The sequence below is a fragment of the Enterobacter sp. 03-F-07-AD-ECC genome, assembly GCF_047530935.1.
GTDB lineage: Bacteria > Pseudomonadota > Gammaproteobacteria > Enterobacterales > Enterobacteriaceae > Enterobacter > Enterobacter cloacae.
On sequence record NZ_JBLKBZ010000001.1, the window covers coordinates 332,019 to 351,788 of the forward strand.

18 protein-coding genes are annotated in these 19,770 nt (G+C 56.7%); 12 read left to right on the plus strand and 6 right to left on the minus strand.

What is annotated here, in order from left to right:
* Nucleotides 1-2 precede the first annotated feature (2 nt).
* From gspG to ACMWKA_RS01665, 11 genes are all read left to right on the plus strand, one after another.
* Complete coding sequence (gspG, locus tag ACMWKA_RS01615; RefSeq protein ID WP_013097349.1) at nt 3-452, plus strand: type II secretion system major pseudopilin GspG; 450 nt, start codon at nt 3-5, stop codon at nt 450-452.
* Nucleotides 452-937 carry a type II secretion system minor pseudopilin GspH gene (gspH, locus tag ACMWKA_RS01620; RefSeq protein ID WP_020689911.1) on the plus strand — a complete coding sequence of 162 codons (486 nt, stop codon included), beginning with the start codon at nt 452-454 and terminating at the stop codon, nt 935-937. The genes gspG and gspH overlap by 1 nt, the downstream gene beginning before the upstream one ends.
* On the plus strand, nt 930-1,304 hold the full coding sequence (gspI, locus tag ACMWKA_RS01625; RefSeq protein WP_013097347.1) for a type II secretion system minor pseudopilin GspI: 375 nt from the start codon (nt 930-932) through the stop codon (nt 1,302-1,304). The genes gspH and gspI overlap by 8 nt, the downstream gene beginning before the upstream one ends.
* A complete protein-coding gene (gspJ, locus tag ACMWKA_RS01630; protein ID WP_414759936.1) occupies nt 1,301-1,972 on the plus strand; it encodes a type II secretion system minor pseudopilin GspJ in 672 nt (223 codons plus the stop codon). The genes gspI and gspJ overlap by 4 nt, the downstream gene beginning before the upstream one ends.
* Nucleotides 1,969-2,985, plus strand: coding sequence for a type II secretion system minor pseudopilin GspK (gspK, locus tag ACMWKA_RS01635; RefSeq protein WP_414759937.1), 1,017 nt, complete (start codon nt 1,969-1,971; stop codon nt 2,983-2,985). The genes gspJ and gspK overlap by 4 nt, the downstream gene beginning before the upstream one ends.
* A 15-nt stretch (nt 2,986-3,000) precedes the next feature.
* Nucleotides 3,001-4,131: a type II secretion system protein GspL gene (gene gspL / locus ACMWKA_RS01640; protein WP_130626459.1), complete on the plus strand. Its 1,131-nt coding sequence runs from the start codon at nt 3,001-3,003 to the stop codon at nt 4,129-4,131.
* Nucleotides 4,128-4,613, plus strand: coding sequence for a type II secretion system protein M (locus tag ACMWKA_RS01645; RefSeq protein WP_414759938.1), 486 nt, complete (start codon nt 4,128-4,130; stop codon nt 4,611-4,613). Before gspL ends, ACMWKA_RS01645 begins: the two co-directional genes overlap by 4 nt.
* Nucleotides 4,610-5,407, plus strand: a complete 798-nt coding sequence (locus ACMWKA_RS01650; protein WP_262812358.1) for a prepilin peptidase — start codon at nt 4,610-4,612, stop codon at nt 5,405-5,407. The genes ACMWKA_RS01645 and ACMWKA_RS01650 overlap by 4 nt, the downstream gene beginning before the upstream one ends.
* A gap of 263 nt (nt 5,408-5,670) precedes the next feature.
* Entirely contained in the window at nt 5,671-8,373 is a 2,703-nt protein-coding gene (locus tag ACMWKA_RS01655; RefSeq protein WP_040022868.1) for a glycosyl hydrolase family 18 protein, read from the plus strand.
* A 137-nt stretch (nt 8,374-8,510) separates the two neighbouring features.
* Nucleotides 8,511-8,963, plus strand: a complete 453-nt coding sequence (iagB, locus tag ACMWKA_RS01660; RefSeq protein ID WP_029883008.1) for a type III secretion system invasion protein IagB — start codon at nt 8,511-8,513, stop codon at nt 8,961-8,963.
* Between the two features lie 136 nt (nt 8,964-9,099).
* The gene (locus ACMWKA_RS01665; RefSeq protein ID WP_013097339.1) at nt 9,100-10,941 is read left to right on the plus strand and encodes a glycoside hydrolase family 19 protein; all 1,842 of its coding nucleotides are present in this window, start codon (nt 9,100-9,102) and stop codon (nt 10,939-10,941) included.
* Nucleotides 10,942-11,037: 96 nt separating this feature from the next.
* Here the strand turns inward: ACMWKA_RS01665 and ACMWKA_RS01670 are convergent, their stop codons facing one another.
* The 4 genes from ACMWKA_RS01670 to poxB form a co-directional block, all read right to left on the minus strand.
* Nucleotides 11,038-12,051, minus strand: a complete 1,014-nt coding sequence (locus ACMWKA_RS01670) for an NAD-dependent epimerase/dehydratase family protein (protein WP_013097338.1) — start codon at nt 12,049-12,051, stop codon at nt 11,038-11,040.
* Between the two features lie 92 nt (nt 12,052-12,143).
* Entirely contained in the window at nt 12,144-13,580 is a 1,437-nt protein-coding gene (locus ACMWKA_RS01675) for an SDR family oxidoreductase (protein ID WP_013097337.1), read from the minus strand.
* Between the two features lie 10 nt (nt 13,581-13,590).
* The gene (gene ltaE, locus ACMWKA_RS01680) at nt 13,591-14,592 is read right to left on the minus strand and encodes a low-specificity L-threonine aldolase (RefSeq protein WP_020689923.1); all 1,002 of its coding nucleotides are present in this window, start codon (nt 14,590-14,592) and stop codon (nt 13,591-13,593) included.
* 38 nt (nt 14,593-14,630) lie between these two features.
* Complete coding sequence (gene poxB / locus ACMWKA_RS01685) at nt 14,631-16,349, minus strand: ubiquinone-dependent pyruvate dehydrogenase (protein WP_023343670.1); 1,719 nt, start codon at nt 16,347-16,349, stop codon at nt 14,631-14,633.
* 152 nt (nt 16,350-16,501) lie between these two features.
* Here poxB and ACMWKA_RS01690 point away from each other — a divergent pair, with 152 nt between their 5' ends.
* Nucleotides 16,502-16,936: a DoxX family protein gene (locus ACMWKA_RS01690; RefSeq protein WP_029883004.1), complete on the plus strand. Its 435-nt coding sequence runs from the start codon at nt 16,502-16,504 to the stop codon at nt 16,934-16,936.
* Between the two features lie 97 nt (nt 16,937-17,033).
* Here the strand turns inward: ACMWKA_RS01690 and hcr are convergent, their stop codons facing one another.
* Entirely contained in the window at nt 17,034-18,002 is a 969-nt protein-coding gene (gene hcr / locus ACMWKA_RS01695) for an NADH oxidoreductase (RefSeq protein WP_414759939.1), read from the minus strand.
* A 10-nt stretch (nt 18,003-18,012) separates the two neighbouring features.
* Nucleotides 18,013-19,665: a hydroxylamine reductase gene (gene hcp / locus ACMWKA_RS01700; protein WP_023622157.1), complete on the minus strand. Its 1,653-nt coding sequence runs from the start codon at nt 19,663-19,665 to the stop codon at nt 18,013-18,015.
* Nucleotides 19,666-19,770: the final 105 nt, after the last annotated feature.

Consider the following 19,770-nt stretch of genomic DNA (forward strand, 5'->3'; position numbering starts at 1 on the left):
ATATGTCTTTAAAACGAAATAGCCTGAAAGGTCAGGCTGGCTTTACCTTGCTCGAATTAATGGTGGTGATCGTTATTCTCGGTGTGCTCGCCAGTATGGTGGTACCAAATTTAATGGGGAATAAAGAAAAAGCCGATGCCCAGAAAGCAACCAGCGATATTGTGGCGCTGGAAGGTTCGCTGGATATGTACAAGCTGGATAACCACCGTTACCCCACGACGGAGCAGGGGTTGCAGGCGCTGGTCACCAAACCTGATATCGCGCCTATCCCGAAAAACTACCGTGATGATGGCTATATTCGCCGCCTGCCGGAAGATCCGTGGGGCAATGATTATATTCTGGTCAGCCCGGGCGAACATGGCGCAGTGGATGTTTTCTCTGCGGGCCCGGATGCCGAAGCGAATACCGCGGATGATATTACCAACTGGTCTTTAGATAAAAAAGAGAAGTAATGAATAAGCAACGTGGGTTTACCTTACTGGAAATTATTCTGGCGCTGGTGATATTTGCCTCCTGCGCCATGATGGTGGTGTCGACAATCCCCTCGCGCAGCGGCGCGGATATTTTCGGTCAGCAGTTAAAAGCCCTCGTTGAATATGGTTCAGACCGTGCGGTAATGGACGGAAATATCGTCGGGCTGGTGATCACCACCTCAGAATATCAGCTGGTGACCTGGGCCGAAAAAGAGGGCGAACGACACTGGGAACCCTTAACCGCCGGGCGCATTGTCACCCACGGCCAGTTCCCGGAAGAGATGCACGTGTCGCTGTCACCGCAGCGCATTGCTGCCACAACCGACGCCACGCCGCAGATTGTCTTTTTGCCGGACGGGGAGATAAGCCGCTTCACACTGTCCCTGCAGAGTTTCGATAAAAAGCAGCGCTTTCGCGTGGTGTCGCAGGGGGCATCACCGGTTTCGGTAGAGAACGATGACTAAACGCAAAGAACAGGGGATGACCCTGCTGGAAGTGATGGTCGCTCTGGTCATCTTCTCCACCGCCGCGCTGGCGCTGATGAACTCCGTCTCGCTGAACGTGCGCTTTACCCATGGCCTGGGCGATTCGCTGCAGGCGAGCTGGGTGGCGGAAAACCAGCTGGCGGAAGCAAAGCTGAGCAACACGCCGTTCCCGGATGCCCTGCAGACAGGGACTGAAATCATGGGGGGGCGAAGCTGGATCTGGCGCAAGCAGCGGGTGAAAACCGCCGAAAATCGCTTTGCCGATGAAGTGCAGGTGTACGCCGAGGATGATGAAGACAAACCGGTGTTGAGCCTGCAGATACCGGAACCCGGAGAGGTGAAATGAGTAAGCACATTCAGCGTCAGCAGGGCTTTACGCTGCTGGAGATTATGATTGCGCTGACCATCTTCGCGGTTATCAGCACGCTTGCCTGGCAAATTCTGGACGGGGCGATGCGCACCTCGAACGCCACCGACGTGGCGGCGACTCAACTCAACCAGCTTCAGCGCGCCTATAACCTGCTGGAGCGGGATTTCTTTCAGCTTCAGGCACGCGCGCCACGCAACGAGCCTGACGTATTTGTCCAGCACGACGATGCGCTGGAGCTGACCACGCTGAACGGCGTGAGCGGTCAGGTCCAGCTGGAGCGCGTGCGCTGGCGGCTTGAGGACAAAAAACTGTGGCGCGATATCTGGCCGGTTATCGACAGCCCTGCCGATGTGAAGCCAGAAGAGGTGCCGATCCTCAGCGATGTCAAAGAGATGACGTGGCGCTTCTGGAAAGAGGGCTGGCAGAACAAATGGACCGACACGGCGCATCAGCCGGACGGCCTAGAACTTCTGCTGACCATGGAGAATGGCGATACCTGGCGCTGGGTATTTACCACGCCGGGTGATATGCCGGTCGCCCCGGCGGCTCCAGCAGAACAAACGCCTGCGCCATCGGGAGATGCGGCCACGCCAGAGCAGCCACAACCGCAGCCGGTGCCCGCTCCGTCAGGAGAGAACAAATGAGCGGAAAATCGGTTCGAAAACAGCGCGGTGTCGCGCTGCTGGTGGTGCTAATTTTGCTGGTCATGATGTCGGCGCTGGCGGCCAAAATCAGCCAGCAGTTCTGCCGCAATCTGCAGAAAACCCGTTATCAGGTAAGCCAGCAGCAGCTGCGCTGGGCCATTCAGAGCCAGCAAAAAACCATTGAAGGTCTGCTTCAGACCTACGCCAGCGGTGACAGCCAGGGGCTGTCGCCCAAAGGGGAGTGGACAGAGCCGGTGGAGACAGAGGGTGAACACTACACCGTGGTGAGCCAGATTGAGGATGCCCAGACCTGCTTTAACGTCAATAACCTGCTGGCGGCCGATCCGACCCCCGCGGTACAGACCGCAGGGGCGCTGCCGGAAAAACCGGTCAAAGCGCGCATCGTTGAGCAGCTTCTGACCGACAGCGGCATTTCCGCTGGTGACGCAGAAGAGATTTACCAGCAACTAATGGACTATCTCGACGGTGATACCACAACGGCCAAAGAGGGGCTGGAGACAGATGCCTGGGTCGGCGTTGAGCCCGCGCGGCTGCCTGCGAATCAGATGATGCGCACCCCGGGCGAGCTAAAGCTGCTGCCCGCGTTTCCGGTGGCGGCCTACGGCAAGGTCAGTAAAGTGCTGTGCGCCTTACCCGACACCGCCAGCAAGGTGGATGTCAACACCCTGACCGAAGAACAGGCACCGCTATTGGCAGCCCTGTTTATCGGCTCGCTGAGCGAGGACGAGGCCGCCCGTCTGATCGCCTCCCGCCCGGAAGAGGGCTGGGAGTCGATGGAGGCATTCCAGAAAGAGCTTGAGACAAATTATCCGCAGACCAAAGACGCCCTCAAGCAGGTTCAGGCGTTTCTTGCGGTGAACAGTCACTATTTCCGGGTCAACAGTACCGGCAATACCGATGATTTAACGCTGCGCGTCGTCAGCCAGCTTCATGTTGATAATGAAGCCGGGAAGGTGATTACCTGGCAACGTCGCTACCGAATGGTTGAATAACACAAGACGAATTCTATGAAACAGGTGCTTTTTATTCGTCCCGACACGCATGAGGATGGGAACATAATGTGGTGCGAGTCCGGTAGCGACCAGGTGGAACAGCGTCAGGGCGGGGCGTCACTGGCGGCGCTTGCCGGTCACGCGTTAGCCGCACGCGTCTGCCTGCTACTGCCGGCCAGCGAAATGATCTTCCGTCGCTTCACGTTGCCCAAAAAAGGCAGCGTTGAGTTCTCCTGGCTGGCTGAAGAGACGCTGATTGGCGATGTGGACACGCTTCACTGGACGGTGCTCAACAAGAAGGGGCGGGAAGTGGACGCGGTGGCCATTGATGCGGCGCGTCTGCAGTACTGGCTGGACCGCTGTGCCGATGCCGGGTTGACGGTGGTGCAGGTGCTGCCCGATGCGATCCTTCTGCCGGTAACCGAAGGCGGCAGCACGCTGGTCTCCACCGACAGCGGTTACTGGATGCGCTATTCGCCGTTTGGCGCCTGTGAAACCGACGCTGCCCTGTTGCCGCTGCTGTTGAGCCAGCAGTGCGCCGGTAACCTCGTCTGTTACGGCGATGCGCCAGCGGACGTGCAGGTGGATGAGCAACGGGCCTGGCAGCATCCGCTGGTGCTGATCCAGCCGCAGTGGAAAAGCTGCAAAGCAAACCTGCTGCACGGCGTTTTTAGCGCCACGGGTGCACAGACCGGTTTCCGTTATGCGAAACCGACTCTTGCCGCCATGGCGGTGCTGAGTATCGGGTTGCTGGTTGGCCCTCGTATCGGCATGGCCTGGATGCTCTCTAACCAGGAAAACCTGGCCCAGCAGCAGATGGTGGAATTGGCCCAGCACTATTTCCCCACGCTGCGCCAGACCACCAACCTGAAGTACCACTTCGGGCAGAACATCAAGAAAGAGAAGAAAGGGATCTTTCTTCAACTGGACGCACTGGAGCAGGTCAAGCAATCGCTCCCGGCGGTCGAACTGAGTGAAGTGGGATACGACGACACCCAGAATCAGCTCACGCTGAACATCCGTTCGATGGATCCCACGGCGTTGCAGGCGTTCGTCAATAAGGCGAGTGATACCTTCGACTTTACGCTGCAGCCGGTCTCCAGTGAAGCGCCTTATACCGCTATCATCACAGGGAAATATAAATGAAAGAGAAAATTGGACAATTAAAAGCACGCTATTTGCGTTACAGCCCGCGCGAACGAACGCTGATTAAACTCTGTGGCTCGGCGCTCTGTTGCGCCATTATCTGGTACGGTGTAATGACCCCGCTGGATAATATTATTAAAAATGAGAAAAGCACGCTGCAAAAACAGAAACAGACCCTGAACTGGATGCGTGCAGAAATTAATAAAAATCACCTTCAGGCGAAAGTCTTAAAAACCAGTAACCCGAGAAGCGTGGTGGAAGAGAGCGCCAAAGAGATCCACGTTGCGCTGAGTAATATCCAGCAGGACGGGCAAACCCTGACGTTTAATATTGTTCGGGTCAACGTCTATGAACTGAAAAACTGGCTTCGGGAGGTGAATTTAACCACCGGGGTTCGTCTGGAGAAAATGGATCTCACGCCGGTTGATCACCTTAGCGATGTAAAGGCCCAGATTAAGCTCTCCTGGGCGAAAGTGGCATGAACTCGCTGACGCTGCTTCAGGGCAGCCAGATGCCCGCCCTTTGCCTGCTCAGCGGCACGCTTGGCGGCATTATCGGCAGCTTTCTGGGAGTGGTGGTCGAACGCATTCCCCCGCTCATTAAAGAGGAGGAGGGGGCCGGAAACCTGCTGTTTCCGGCCTCCCACTGTCCCGCATGCTCCCACACGCTCGCCTGGTGGGAAAATATCCCGGTTCTGAGCTGGTGTTGCCTGCGTGGGCGCTGCCGCTGCTGCCAGACCGCGATCCCGCTGCGTCTGCTGTTGCTTGAACTTTCCAGCGCCCTGTTTTTTGCCCTGACGGCGGCGTACGCCCCGTCTGCGGCCGCATTGATGTCGCTATGGGTGCTCTGGTGTGGACTGCTGCCGCTGGCGACGATAGACGCAAAACACATGCTGCTGCCGGACTGCCTGACGCAGCCGCTGCTGTGGGCGGGCCTGCTGAATCATGCGCTTTTTCATACCTTACCGTTGTCGGATGCCCTGTTTGGCGCAGCGGCGGGCTACCTGTCGCTGTGGCTTCTCTACTGGGCCTTTCGCCTGACAACAGGACGCGAGGGATTGGGCTACGGTGATTTTAAGCTGCTGGCTGCGCTGGGCGCGTGGTGCGGCTGGCAGGCGTTACCTTCGTTATTGCTCGCGGCGGCATTAAGCGGTATCGCATTGTATTTTGTTTTTTATAAAGCTGTTAAAGAAAATAGCGTTATTCCTTTTGGCCCTCTGTTGTCACTCGCCGGTTTGGTTATTTTTATTCTGCAGACCTTGCAATTCACATTCTGATTTACGCGGTCAAGTTTTTTTTGAAATTTTTTCGCTGAGGGAATGAAAGGACGTCAACTAATTCCCGGAGTATTGTAAGAAACATAAGCTGTAAGGATTGCCGCTCATGTCTTTTTATGGAGGGTATATTAGCACTATACATGGTTAGTAAAATTAAATTGGGTTTGTGGTTTTAATTAAATGGCTTATTCAGTACTCGCCCATGTTATATGGAATACATGGTCCTTTTCATTTATCAAAAATAAGATTATCAGGAATTAATAATGAAATTTATGAAGCCAACCTATCTGGCACTCTTTGTCGCAGCCGTTTCCGGCTCTGCGTTCGCCGCAGCGCCAGGTACGCCTTCAATCAGCAGCGGTAACGATAAATTTGCCATCGTTGAAGTGGACCAGGCCGTAGTGGACTACGGTAATCTTGTTAAGGTTCATAACGACGGTGTCGACGTAAAAGTCGAGTGGAACGTCTGGAGCGGCGACGCGCCGACCTCCGGTAAAGTGCTGCTGGATGGCAAGACCGTCTGGTCCGGTGCTGCCGGTGCATCCGGTTCTGCCACCTTTAAAGTGAAAAAAGGTGGTCGCTACCAGGAGCAGGTTGAACTCTGTAACAACAGCGGCTGTACCAAAAGCGCAAGCAAGCTGATCATCGTGGCGGATACTGACGGTAGCCACCTCCTGCCGCTGAATGCGCCTCTGCAGGAAAACAACAAAACCTTCGCAAAACATACCGATAAAGTGGTTGCCGCCTACTTCCCTGAGTGGGGCGTTTATGGCCGTAACTTCCCGGTCGATAAAATCCCTGCCGCTAACCTGAACCACATCCTGTACGGCTTCATTCCAATCTGTGGCGGCGACGGCATCAACGACGGTCTGAAAACTGTTGAAAATGGCAACAGCTTCGCCAACCTGCAGAAAGCCTGTGCTGGCCGTCCTGACTACACCGTGGCGATCCACGACCCGTGGGCTGCGCTGCAGAAACCACAGTCCGGCGTATCTAACTGGGACGACCCGTACAAAGGTAACTTCGGCCAGCTGATGGCGCTGAAAAAAGCCCATCCTGACCTGAAAATTCTGCCATCCATTGGCGGCTGGACCATGTCCGATCCGTTCTATCACATGAACGATTCCGCGATCCGTGCACGTTTCGTGGCCTCTGTTAAAGACTTCCTGAAAACCTGGAAATTCTTCGACGGCGTGGATATCGACTGGGAATTCCCGGGCGGCGGCGGTGTGAACGAATCACTGGGTAACCCGCAGCAGGATAAGGCAACCTATACTGCCGTGATTCGCGATCTGCGTACCATGCTGAACGAACTGTCCGCTGAAACCGGACGCACCTATGAACTGACCAGCGCCATCGGTGCCGGTAAAGACAAGATTGAAGACGTGGATTACACCACGGCGCAGCAGTATCTCGATCACATCTTCCTGATGAGCTACGACTTCTACGGCGCGTGGAGCATGACCGATCTGGGCCACCAGGCTGCGCTGCATGCACCAGCATGGCGTCCGGACACCAACTACACCACCGAAAATGGCGTTAACGCGCTGCTGGAGCAGGGCGTACAGCCAGGCAAAATCGTGGTGGGTACTGGCATGTACGGTCGTGGCTGGACTGGCGTTCACGGCTATACCGGCAACAACCCGTTCACCGGTACGGCGACTGACGGCGTGAAAGGCACCTGGGAACCAGGCGTTGTTGACTATCGTCAGATTGTGAACGAGTACAAAGGCAAGCCAGGCTGGGAATACGGCTACGACGCGGACGCTGAAGCGCCATACGTCTTCAACAAATCCACCGGCGAGCTGATCTCTTATGAAGATGCCCGTTCCGCAACCGCAAAAGGTAAGTACGTTCTGGCGAAAAACCTGGGCGGCCTGTTCGCGTGGTCTATCGACTCCGATAACGGCGATATCCTGAACGCGATGAACGAAAGCCTGCTGGGCAGCTCCACGCCAGATCCGGTAGTGACCAACCATGCACCGGTTGCTTCTGCGGCGGATCAAACCGTGACCGGCCCTGCGACCGTGACTCTGGATGGCTCTGCCTCCACCGATCCTGATGGCGATGCGCTGACCTACAAATGGACCCAGATCTCTGGCCCAAGCGTTACCCTGACCAACAGCACCAAAGCGAAAGCGACCTTCTCTGTTGGCGCTGTGACCAGCAACCAGACCCTGGCATTCCGTCTGACCGTGACCGATCCAAAAGGTCTGAGCAGCACCGCTGACGTTCAGGTTGTGAACAAAGCGCCGAAAGCCAACCAGGCCCCTGTGGTTAACCAGATGCAGAACGTCACTCTGGAAGCCGGTCAGACCTACGCGCTGAACGTGCAGGCAGCGGATCCAGACGGTGATGCACTGACCTACGCCTGGAGCGTACCATCTGATATGCACGCGACCGGTACTGATACCTCCAGCGTACAGATCACCGCGCCGGACGTTACAACTGACTCAACCTACACCCTGAGCGTTGTCGTAAGCGACGGTAAAACCAGCGTACAGTCTAACGTACAGGTTACCGTAACGCCGAAAGCCACCCCGGTTGTGCCTGATGAAGACAATACCCCGTCTGACGAAGGCAACACGCCATCCGATGAAGGTAACACCCCATCTGATGAAGGCACTGCAACCGGCAGCTGCGATAACCCGGTAGATGCCAATGCCAGCAAATACGCGGCATGGGAATCCAGCAAAATCTACAACAACGGCGACATGGTCAGCTCCGATAATCTGGTATGGAAAGCGAAGTACTGGACTCAGGGCAACAAACCTGGCTTTAACGCCGATGCATGGGAACTGGTCAGCCAGGTGAAAATGAACTGGCGCTCCGACATGGTCTACAACGGTGGTGACAAGACAACCTATCAAGGTTTCGAGTACCGCGCGAAATGGTGGACAAAAGGTGACAAACCAGGCAACAGCGATGTATGGGTGAAAGAAGGCGCGTCAGCAGACTGCAAATAATCTTCTGAGCTTGAAATTGTGGGTGTGATATCGGCCCACAATCACTGGTCACACCCCGCTTCGGGTGTGGCCAGTACCTTCCACTAATTTAACAGGACGTGTTTGAGGAGAATAAAAAACGGCCACGCAGGTGAAGAATGAAAAGGTTTCTGTTTTTGTTATTGATATTAAGTCATAGCGCATTTGCAAATTGCTGGAATAAAGCGGCGCATTATTATCATATTGATCCGTTTTTACTTTATGCCATCGCGAATGTGGAATCGGGAATGAACCCGTACGCCATTGGCATCAATCATGACGGAACGCGCGATGTCGGATTAATGCAAATCAACAGCTCGCACTTTCCTGAACTTGAACGCAAAGGCATTAATGAAAACCGTCTGATGACAGAGCCCTGCACCTCCATTATGGTCGGCGCCTCTATTTTGTCAGGCATGATTAAGGTTTATGGATACAACTGGGAAGCGGTAGGTGCGTATAACGCCGGGCTTAAAAAAGAAAATTACCCTAAGCGCATGGTCTATGCCCATAAGGTCTGGAAAAAGTATCAGCAGTTAAAATTAGCCGCCCGCGACAGAACCAACTGGTGAGTTTTTTGTTTTTTGAAGAGTACCCCCCCGTATTCTTCAGAAAATGAAAAGCAGCTGTCTGAAGTTTATTTATTAACGGATTAATAAATGAATTTAGATTTATTTAACTTTATCGAAATTAACAGGAATAACCGAGATGAATAAAAGGACATTACTGAGCGTGCTTATTGCCGGTGCCTGCGTAGCGCCGGTAATTGCTCAGGCCACCATGCTGAAGGCGGAAAGCAGTGTGCCTTACACCATGAAAGCCAGCGATCTGGCTAAAAAGGAAAAAGAGCTCACCGATTTCCCACTGATGAAATCCGTGAAGGATACCATCCGTACGCTGGACAACGCTCAGGTCGAGCAGATTGAGCCAGGCCGTGCAGCCAACCCGGTAAACGTGAAACGCGTTGAAGGGATCCTTAAAGAGAGCGACTGGGAATACCTGTTCCCGCTGCGCGCGAAGGATTACAGCTACAGTAACTTCCTGAAAGCCGTGGGTAAATTCCCGGCGCTGTGTGATACCTACAACGATGGCCGCGACAGCGAAGCTATCTGCCGTAAAGAGCTGGCAACCATGTTTGCTCACTTCGCACAGGAAACCGGCGGCCACGAAAGCTGGCGTCCGGAGCCGGAATGGCGTCAGGCACTGGTCTATGTGCGTGAGATGGGCTGGAGCGAAGGCCAGAAGGGCGGCTATAACGGGGAGTGTAACCCGGACGTCTGGCAGGGTCAGACCTGGCCGTGCGGTAAAGACAAAGATGGCGACTTCCTGAGCTACTTTGGCCGCGGCGCTAAGCAGTTGTCCTACAACTACAACTACGGTCCATTCTCTGAAGCAATGTACGGCGATGTCCGCACGCTGCTCGACAAACCTGAGCTGGTGGCCGACACCTGGCTGAACCTGGCGAGCGCCATCTTCTTCTTCGCCTATCCACAGCCGCCAAAACCAAGCATGCTTCAGGTTATCGACGGCACCTGGCAGCCGAACGACCACGATAAAGCCAATGGTCTTGTCCCTGGCTTTGGCGTGACCACCCAGATCATCAACGGCGGCGTAGAGTGCGGTGGCCCGACTGAAATTGCTCAGTCTCAGAACCGTATCAAATACTACAAAGAGTTCGCTAACTACCTGAAAGTCCCTGTACCGGCTGACGAAGTGCTTGGCTGTGCCAACATGAAGCAGTTCGATGAAGGTGGCGCAGGCGCCCTGAAGATCTACTGGGAACAGGACTGGGGATGGAGCGCGGATACCCCAGATGGCAAGACCTACGCTTGCCAGCTGGTGGGTTACCAGACGCCATTTAGCGCGTTCAAAGACGGCGACTACACCAAGTGTGTACAGAAGTTCTTTAACGTGAACATCGTTAACGACGACGGTTCCGCGGTCGTGCCGGATGAAACACCGGCTCCTGCTCCAGCCCCGTCTGAAGATGAGACGCCAGCGCCGACACCAACACCGGATGAAACCCCGGCACCTGTGCCAGACGACATCCCGGCGGTGGTAAACCATGCGCCTGTAGCGCAGATTGCCGGTCCGATCGGTGCGGTTGAAGCCGGTGCGCAGGTCTCCCTGAGCGCAGAAGGCTCTACCGACGAAGATGGCAACAAGCTGACCTACACCTGGCGTTCCCAGGACGGCCAGACCGTTACTGGCGACGATAAAGCGGTGGTGACCTTCAACGCGCCTGAAGCCGCGACGGCGCAGCAGTATGAAATCAGCCTGACCGTCAGCGACGGCGAGCTGAGCAGCACCACCACATACCTGCTGAACGTAAAAGCCAAAGCAGCCACCCCGTCTCAGGACGAAGGCACTTCCGGCTCTTACCCGGCGTGGAGCGCGAACAGCAAGTACAGCGCAGGCGATATCGTGAACAACCACGGTAAACTGTTCCAGTGCAAACCGTTCCCGTACAGCGGCTGGTGTAACAACGCACCAATGTACTATGAACCAGGCGCAGGTCTGGCATGGTCTGAGGCCTGGACGGCTCTGTAAAAGCAAAACGGCAACCTTCGGGTTGCCGTTTTAGTCTTTACTCCCTCTCCCTGTGGGAGAGGGCCGGGGTGAGGGCATCAGCCCGCACCAGATTAACTACCTGTGCAACTTCCCATGGTCCCGCAGCCATGCCGCGGTACGCACAATCCCTTCATCCAGGGTCACAATCGGCTTATACCCCAGCTCGTTCTCCGCGCGCGAAATATCCAGCGTGAAATCAAAATTCAGCTTCGACACGCCGTAATGCGTCAGCGCAGGCTCTTTGGCGGTTTTGCTGCCAAAACGCTCCATGCTGCGGGCAATCATATCCAGCATAGGATAAGGCACCGAGCGAATGCGGCAGTCGATGTGCAGCTCGTCGATCAGGCGCTGCACAATGGTGCGAAGGCGGCAGGGTTCGCCGTTGGTAATGTTATACGCGCGACCGGACGCCAGTTTATCGCTGTCCGGCTGGCTCGCCAGCCACATGGCGTACACGGCATTTTCGTAATAAGTCATGTCCACCAGCGCATCACCGCCGCGCGGCAGCAGCACGCTGCCGTAGTGGTGCATCATCTGCGCGAGGCGCGGAATAAACACTTTATCGTGCGGTCCGAAAAGACTTTGCGGACGCAGGATCGTAAAGCGCGTATGCGGGTTCGACTGCGCCAGCAGGTCGATCACCTCTTCGCTGGCCGCCTTGCTGCGGGCAAACTCACAGGCAAAACGGGCCGGACGGAACGTTTCCTGGATATCCCGGTGGTGGTGGTAGTCGAAGTAGAGCGACGGAGAGGAGATGTGAATAAAGTTACGCACGCCCCAGGCAACGGCCCACTCGCCCAGACGGCGTGTGGCGCGCACGTTGGCGAGATCGAAGGCTTCCTGGGTTCCCCACGGAGAGGTAAAACTGGAGCAGTGCCACAGGGTGTCGATTCCGGCGAGCATCACTTTCGCCTGAGAGGAGACCAGCTCCGTCAGGTCGGCATGGACAAACTCTGCGCCCATTTTTTGCAGCAACTTACCCATCGCCTCGTTGCGACCGGTAGCCCTGACGCTAATGCCTTTGTTGCGCAGAAATTCGACCGCATTTCGGCCTAAGCCGCTGGTCGCCCCGGTAACCAGTACCTTCATAACAATCCACTGTGTTGAAAAGAATTTCGTGCGCATTCTTTCGTGAATTACGGCGGGTTGCAATGGGAAAGGTGAAAGAAAGCGAGTTTTATTTAGTTCTTTTCCGTTTTTTGTTCTGCCAGTTGCGCAATCCGTTTTGCCATCCCGCGGAAGATAAACAGATGTGCGGGGATCATCAGTAACCAGTAGAACAGACCGGGCATCCCATGTGGGTGCCACCAGGCGCGGACGTCCAGTTCACGGCAATCGCCTTTGTCTTTCAGCGTGAAGCAGAGCCGTCCCAGCCCTGGCGCTTTCATGCCGAACAGCAGTGCCAGTTGTTTTTCCGGTTCGACGATGATGACTTTCCAGCTGTCGACCGTATCACCCACTTTGAGGTACGGCTGCGCAGGGCGCCCTTTCGCCAGCCGGTGGCCCACCAGCAGATCCATCGCTCCGCGTGTCTGCCAGAGAATATTGCCGAAGAAATAACGCTCTTTGCCGCCGATCTGGTTCACCACCTCCCACAGTGATGCCAGGCTGGCCGAGGTTTTCACTGTGCAGCCCGCCTGTTTCGGGTAATAACCGTACTCCGGCCGCCAGCGGGCAAACGCCTGCGCGTCGTAGCCCCAGTCGCTGGAGTTCACCAGCTTCTCTTCTTCTTTCAGGGTATGGCGTACCGCGTCGTCAAAACGGATCAGCGTCTGCGGAATTAATGCGCGCAGTTCGCCATCGTCCGCCAGCAGATCGTGCTTCAGCCCCTGGATCAGCGCTTTCGCTGTCGTCGGCGGCACCGAGGTAATAACGTTTAAAAACCACACGGAGATCCAGCGGGTCGGGAAGGGAACGGGGATGAGCCAGCGTCGGCGGCCGCTGACGCGCATAAAATGCTCGAACTGTTCCTGATAGCTCAACACCTCCGGCCCCGCGGCCTCAAGCACGCGGTGCCGTTCGGCGGGATGGTCCAGCAGCGCCACCAGGTAATGCAGCAGGTTTTCCAGGGCAATCGGCGTGGTGCGCGACCGCACCCAGCGCGGTGGGGTGAGTACCGGCAGGTTGTAGACCATATCGCGCATCACTTCGAAGGCGGCAGAGCCCGCGCCGACGATGATCCCCGCCCGCAGTTCGGTGACGGGGATATCCGCACTGCGCAAGGTGTCCGCGGTAAGCTGACGGGCGCGCAGGTGGTCCGACTGCTCATTTTCGGGCACCTGGAGCGAGCTTAAAAAAATCACCTGCTTAACCGGCGTTTGCCGCAGGGCATCGCGGACGTTCAGGGCCACCTGACGTTCGTGGGCGATAAAATCGCCGCCTTCGCCCATGCTGTGCACCAGGTAATACAGCGTGTCGACCCCTTCCAGCAGCGCGGGCAGCGACTCAGGCCAGTTAAGGTCGACGTTGTGGCAGGTGACGCCAGGCAGGTTTAGTTTTTGCAGGCGTTCCGTGTTGCGTGCCGCTGCCAGCACCTGATGCCCCTGCTGGCTTAACGCCGTGGTCAGATGCTGACCGATATACCCGCTGGCACCGAGCACCAGAATACGTTGCGGCACGTTCTGCTCCTTAACGCTGTAAAAACGCCTGCCAGTGTTTCACGACGTCCAACAGCTGCTCGCGGCTGACGTCGAGATGCATCACCAGACGCACAACGGGTGACGCGTTGATCAGTACGCCACGCGCTTTCATGAACTCCCCAAGCGCAGCGGCGTGCTCATCACCCACGCGAACAAACAGCATGTTGGTGTCGTGTCGCATCACGTCGGCGCCAATTTCACGCAGTTGCCCGGCCATCCACGCGGCGTTGTCGTGATCGTCCTGCAGACGTGCCACGTTGTTTTTAAGGGCATACAGACCCGCTGCGGCCAGAATACCGGCCTGGCGCATGCCGCCGCCGGTCATCTTGCGCCAGCGGTTGGCGCGTTTGATGTAGTCCGCATCGCCCACCAGCAGAGAACCCACGGGGGTGCCCAGCCCTTTTGAGAGGCAGATGGTGAACGAGTCACAATACTGCGTAATCTCGTTCAGCTCGCAGCCGTAGGCTACCACGGCGTTAAAGATTCGTGCGCCGTCCACGTGCAGGCCGAGCCTGCGCTCGCGGGTAAATTCCCACGCCGCTTTGAGGTACTCGCGCGGCAGGACTTTGCCGTTGTGGGTGTTTTCAAGGCTGAGTAATTTGGTGCGGGCGAAGTGGATGTCGTCGGCTTTGATTTTTGCGGCGACCTTGTCGAGCGGGAGAGTGCCGTCCGGTGCGGCGTCGATCGGCTGCGGCTGAATGCTGCCGAGCACCGCCGCGCCGCCCGCTTCGTACAGGTAGTTATGCGCTCCCTGGCCGACGATGTACTCTTCACCGCGTTCGCAGTGGCTGAGCAGCGCCACCAGGTTGGCCTGCGTTCCGGTGGGCAGGAACAGGGCGGCCTCTTTACCGCTGAGTTCTGCGGCATAGCGCTGCAGTTCGTTGACCGTTGGATCGTCACCGTAGACGTCGTCCCCGACCGGGGCGGCCATCATCTCTTCGAGCATGGCGCGACTCGGACGGGTAACGGTATCACTGCGTAAATCAATCATTTCACATCCCTTTATTTTAAGAGGTCATGCGAAATGTTTTACCTGAGCCAGTTAGTTTTTGCCAGTTCGATCACTTCATCGCCGCGGCCGCTGATGATCGCCCGCAGCATGTAGAGGCTAAAGCCTTTGGCCTGCTCCAGCTTGATCTGCGGCGGGATGGCCAGCTCCTCTTTGGCGACCACCACATCCACCAGCACCGGGCCGTCGATGGAAAACGCCCGTTGCAGGGCTTCATCCACCTCGGAGGCTTTCTCCACGCGGATACCGGTTATGCCGCAGGCTTCGGCAATGCGGGCAAAGTTGGTGTCGTGCAGCTCGGTGCCGTCCGTCAGATAGCCCCCGGCCTTCATCTCCATCGCCACAAAGCCCAGCACGCTGTTATTGAAGACCACGATTTTCAGCGGCAGCTTCATCTGCACCACCGAGAGGAAATCGCCCATCAGCATGCTGAATCCGCCGTCACCGCACATCGCCACCACCTGACGCTCCGGGGCGGTGGCTTTGGCGCCCAGCGCCTGCGGCATGGCGTTGGCCATCGAGCCGTGGTTGAACGAGCCGAGCAGGCGGCGTTTGCCGTTCATCTTCAGGTAGCGTGCCGCCCAGACGGTTGGCGTGCCGACGTCGCAGGTAAAGATGGCATCGTCGTCCGCGAAGTGGCTGATCTGCTGCGCGAGATACTGCGGGTGGATCGCTTTGTCGCTCGGTTTGGCGAGATCGTCCAGCCCCTTACGCGCATCGCGGTAATCGCTCAGGGCTTTGTCGAGGAATTTACGATCCGTTTTCTCTTCCAGCAGCGGCAGCAGGGCGGCAAGGGTGGATTTAATGTCGCCCACCAGCGCCATATCGACCTTGCTGTGTGCACCGATGCTGGCCGGGTTAATATCGATCTGAATGATTTTGGCATCCGTCGGGTAGAACGCGCGATAGGGGAACTGGGTACCGAGCAGGATCAGCGTGTCGGCATTCATCATGGTATGGAAGCCGGACGAAAAACCGATCAGCCCGGTCATGCCCACGTCGTAGGGGTTATCGTACTCAACGTGCTCTTTGCCGCGCAGGGCATGAACAATTGGGGCTTTTAGCTTACCTGCAAATTCAAGGAGTTCCTTGTGCGCGCCAGCACAGCCGCTGCCGCACATCAGGGCGATATTGCTGGCGTAACGCAGCAGTTGCGCCAGTTTTTTCAGCTCCTCTTCAGCTGGGGTAACGACCGGCTGGGGGGCGTGATACCAGTGGGTGCTGGCCCCTTCGGGCGCAGCCTTGAGCGCCACATCCCCCGGGATCACGACCACAGAAACACCGCGGTTCAGCACCGCCTTGCGCATGGCTATCGCCAGAACCTGCGGGATCTGCTCCGGCGAGGACACCAGCTCGCAATAGTGGCTGCATTCACGGAACAGCTCCTGCGGATGCGTCTCCTGAAAATAGCCACTGCCGATTTCAGATGAGGGAATATGGGCGGCAATTGCCAGCACCGGCACGTGATTGCGGTGACAGTCGAACAGCCCGTTAATCAGATGCAGGTTCCCTGGGCCACACGATCCGGCGCAGACGGCCAGCTCCCCGGTGAGCTGTGCTTCAGCCCCGGCGGCAAAGGCGGCGACCTCCTCATGACGGGTCGGCATCCATTCAATGGTTTTCATTTTGTTGAGGCTGTCGCTCAGCCCGTTCAGTGAATCGCCGGTTACGCCCCAGATACGTTTTACACCTGCCTGTTCAAGGGTCTTCGCTATGTATGCAGCCACGGTTTGTTTCATGGTTGTCCGTCTCCTTTTTGTGATATCGCTTACAAGCTTAGAAGAAAGTCACTGTATTGCCTGCATAATACCCCTCATTTCAGGGTGGTTTTCACCGGCAATGATTCGGCATAATCTGGCGACAGATTGGGTGAAAACGGGAATCATTTCAGATGGTTAAATCATTGTTAATTGCTGTAAACGAAAAGCTAACGTGCGACGATCTCGGCAAACTCTTGTTACGACTTGCCGTCGGTGGGCTGATGTTGTTTCACGGATTACACAAGTTATTTGGCGGTGTGGGCTTCATCAGCGGCCTGCTGGTGGAAAAAGGGCTGCCGGGGTTTATTGCTTACGGCGTATTGATTGGCGAAGTGGTGGCACCGATCCTGATCATTGTCGGCCTCTTTACGCGCCCGGCGGCGCTGGTACTGGCGTTTACCATGATTGTGGCATGGCTGATGGTGGGCACGGGCAAAACCTTTGCACTCGATGCCGTCGGTGCGTGGGCCATTGAGAGCCTGGTGTATTTCTTTATCGGCTCGCTGGCGGTGGCGTTTTTAGGGGCAGGGCGGTACGCGGTAGGGAAAGGTCCTGCGTGGCGATAGGGTTGTTGTAGGTCGGGTAAACGTAGTGCCACCCGACAAAAAGCCCGGTGGCGCTGACGCTTACCGGGCCTACGATCGAACATTTAACGTTTATCGTTTATGCAAGGACCAGGTCCCCCTGCGGATGACATGAGCACGCCAGCACATAACCTTCAGCAATTTCTGCATCGGTCAGCGTCATGGTGCTGGTCACGCTGTACTCCCCGGAGACTACCTTCGTTTTACAGCAACCGCATACGCCCGCGCGACAGGCAGCTACCACCGGCACCTTATTGCTTTCCAGCGCCTCCAGCAGCGTGGTGCCGACGCGGCCAAAGAAGGTTTGTGCCGGTTGCAGTTTGGTGAACTGAATCCCGCTGGTTGCCGCCTCCGCCACCGGCGTGAAGAACTGCTCTTTGAAGAAGCGGGTTACGCCCAGGGCTTTCACTTCCTGTTCCACAATCTCCATATACGGTGCCGGGCCGCAGGTCATCACGGTACGGTTCGCTATATCGGGCACGCTTTGCAGCAGCTCGCGGCTCAGACGACCCTCGACAAAACCGTGCGTCGCGTTGTGCTCTGCCACCAGCGTCACCGGATAGTTGTGCCACTCATCGGCAAAGATCACATCGTCCGGCGAGCGCACGCTGTAGATCACCTGCACGTCGGCCTGCGGGCGGTTTTTGGCCAGCCAGCGACGCATTGACATGATCGGCGTGATGCCACAGCCCGCGGCCAGCAGCAGGAATTTATCTTCGCTTTTGTCGTCACAGGTAAATTCCCCCTGCGCGTCAGACAGCCAGATGTAATCCCCGCGCTTGACGTCGCGCGTGAGCCACTGCGAGCCTGCACCGTCATCGATGCGGCGGATAGTGAGCGTAATGTATTCGCTCACGCCCGGCGTCGAGGAGATCGTATAGGCGCGCAATGTGTCCGCGGAGTTGCGGACACTGACCAGCGCATACTGACCGGCACGGTACGGGTAGTAGTCATGGCACAGCAGCGACAGCGTCCACACATCCGGCGTCTCCTGATGGATGTGATGAACCTGCATCCGCCACGGGCACTGAGAGGTTGGCATGGTCATGAAATACTCCTTACGCGCTCAGCAGTTGCTGCATATCTTCTTCTACGGTGGTCACGGAACGCAGACCGAATTTCTCGTTCAGCACGGCCAGCAGGTCCGGCGTCAGGAAGCCTGGCGCGGTTGGGCCGGTGACGATATTGGTTACGCCCAGAGAGAGCAGGGTCAGCAGGATCACAATCGCTTTCTGCTCGAACCAGGAGAGCACCAGCGACAGCGGCAGATCGTTCACGCCGCAGCCCAGTTTCTCCGCCAGCGTGACCGCCAGAATGATGGCTGAATAGGCATCGTTACACTGACCAGCATCCACCAGACGCGGCAGCCCTTCAATGTTGCCGAAGTCCAGCTTGTTGAAACGGTATTTACCGCAGGCCAGCGTCAGGATCAGGCAATCTTCTGGCACGCGGGTGGCGAAATCGGTGAAGTAGTTACGCTCACCGCGTGCGCCGTCACAGCCGCCAATCAGGAAGATGTGGCGCAGTTTTTCACGGCTGACGAGGTCAATCAGCGAGTCTGCGGCGCCGAGCAGCGTTTCGCGGCCAAAGCCAACGGTGATGAGGTGCGGAATTTCACTGTACGGGAAGCCTGCCATCTGCTGCGCCTGGGCGATCACCGGGCCGAAATCGTCACCTTCAAGGTGGCTCACGCCCGGCCAGCCGACGATGCTGCGGGTCCAGATGCGGTCATCATACGCGCCGACGGTCGGGTCGATGATGCAGTTAGAGGTCATCACAATCGGGCCCGGGAAGCGGGCGAATTCAACCTGCTGATTCTGCCAGCCGCTGCCGTAGTTCCCGATCAGATGTTTGAATTTACGCAGTTCCGGGTAGCCGTGTGCGGGCAGCATTTCGCCGTGGGTATAGACGTTAACGCCGGTGCCTTCGGTCTGCTTCAGCAGGTTGTAGAGATCTTTCAGGTCGTGGCCGGAGATGAGAATACATTTGCCTTCGGTCGCTTTCACATTGACCTGCGTTGGCGTTGGATGACCGTAGGTGCTGGTTTCACCGGCATCCAGAATGCTCATCACTTTGAAGTTCATCTGGCCGATTTCCATGGAGCACTCAAGCAGCGCATTCATATCGGCAGGCCAGGTGCCCAGCCACGCCATGATTTTGTGGTACTGCGCGTAGATGTCGTTATCGTACTGGCCAAGCACGTGCGCGTGCTCCATATAGGCTGCGGCACCTTTCAGGCCGTACAGGCACAGCAGGCGCAGGCCGAGAATGTTCTCGCCAATCGCGGCTTTGTCTTTGTTCGGGGTAAATTCTGCGGCCTGACGCTGTAATTCGCCCAGGTCGTCACTCACCAGCTGCAGTTCTGACATCGGGTTGTCCACGCGGGCGCTGGCATCGGCATTCAGGCACTGCGCTTTCAGCGCTTCGCGCAGGGCAATCGCTTCACGGGCGTACCCGACAATGCGCGGCGAATCAAAGTTAACGTTAGTCAGCGTGGAGAAAAAGGCGCGCGGCGCAAAGCTGTCTACGTAGTGGTCGACAATACCGTACTCGCGGGCTTTGAATGCCCAGGCGGAAAGTCCCTGCAGGGCAGCAATCAGCAGATCCTGCAGGTCTGATGTTTCTGCGGTTTTACCGCACATACCCTGCGCGTAAGAACAGCCATTGCCTGCCGGGGTACGGATAGTTTGTTCACATTGCACACAAAACATAATCACACCTGTTAAAGTTATATTTGATATACATGTTTAAGGTTATGCCTGTGTCCGGGCGGTGAAAAGGGCTTTTTTTGACAAAGTAGAGGGAGATTGATTTAG

What these genes read in the sequence shown, in the direction of transcription:
- poxB (WP_023343670.1), bottom strand. Translation starts at nt 16,349, where the DNA reads ATGAAACAAACCGTGGCTGCATACATAGCGAAGACCCTTGAACAGGCA.
- gspK (WP_414759937.1), top strand. Translation starts at nt 1,969, where the DNA reads ATGAGCGGAAAATCGGTTCGAAAACAGCGCGGTGTCGCGCTGCTGGTG.
- hcr (WP_414759939.1), bottom strand. Translation starts at nt 18,002, where the DNA reads ATGACCATGCCAACCTCTCAGTGCCCGTGGCGGATGCAGGTTCATCAC.
- ACMWKA_RS01655 (WP_040022868.1), top strand. Translation starts at nt 5,671, where the DNA reads ATGAAATTTATGAAGCCAACCTATCTGGCACTCTTTGTCGCAGCCGTT.
- ACMWKA_RS01665 (WP_013097339.1), top strand. Translation starts at nt 9,100, where the DNA reads ATGAATAAAAGGACATTACTGAGCGTGCTTATTGCCGGTGCCTGCGTA.
- ACMWKA_RS01645 (WP_414759938.1), top strand. Translation starts at nt 4,128, where the DNA reads ATGAAAGAGAAAATTGGACAATTAAAAGCACGCTATTTGCGTTACAGC.
- gspJ (WP_414759936.1), top strand. Translation starts at nt 1,301, where the DNA reads ATGAGTAAGCACATTCAGCGTCAGCAGGGCTTTACGCTGCTGGAGATT.
- gspI (WP_013097347.1), top strand. Translation starts at nt 930, where the DNA reads ATGACTAAACGCAAAGAACAGGGGATGACCCTGCTGGAAGTGATGGTC.
- gspG (WP_013097349.1), top strand. Translation starts at nt 3, where the DNA reads ATGTCTTTAAAACGAAATAGCCTGAAAGGTCAGGCTGGCTTTACCTTG.
- hcp (WP_023622157.1), bottom strand. Translation starts at nt 19,665, where the DNA reads ATGTTTTGTGTGCAATGTGAACAAACTATCCGTACCCCGGCAGGCAAT.
- iagB (WP_029883008.1), top strand. Translation starts at nt 8,511, where the DNA reads ATGAAAAGGTTTCTGTTTTTGTTATTGATATTAAGTCATAGCGCATTT.
- ACMWKA_RS01670 (WP_013097338.1), bottom strand. Translation starts at nt 12,051, where the DNA reads ATGAAGGTACTGGTTACCGGGGCGACCAGCGGCTTAGGCCGAAATGCG.
- ltaE (WP_020689923.1), bottom strand. Translation starts at nt 14,592, where the DNA reads ATGATTGATTTACGCAGTGATACCGTTACCCGTCCGAGTCGCGCCATG.
- gspL (WP_130626459.1), top strand. Translation starts at nt 3,001, where the DNA reads ATGAAACAGGTGCTTTTTATTCGTCCCGACACGCATGAGGATGGGAAC.
- ACMWKA_RS01650 (WP_262812358.1), top strand. Translation starts at nt 4,610, where the DNA reads ATGAACTCGCTGACGCTGCTTCAGGGCAGCCAGATGCCCGCCCTTTGC.
- gspH (WP_020689911.1), top strand. Translation starts at nt 452, where the DNA reads ATGAATAAGCAACGTGGGTTTACCTTACTGGAAATTATTCTGGCGCTG.
- ACMWKA_RS01690 (WP_029883004.1), top strand. Translation starts at nt 16,502, where the DNA reads ATGGTTAAATCATTGTTAATTGCTGTAAACGAAAAGCTAACGTGCGAC.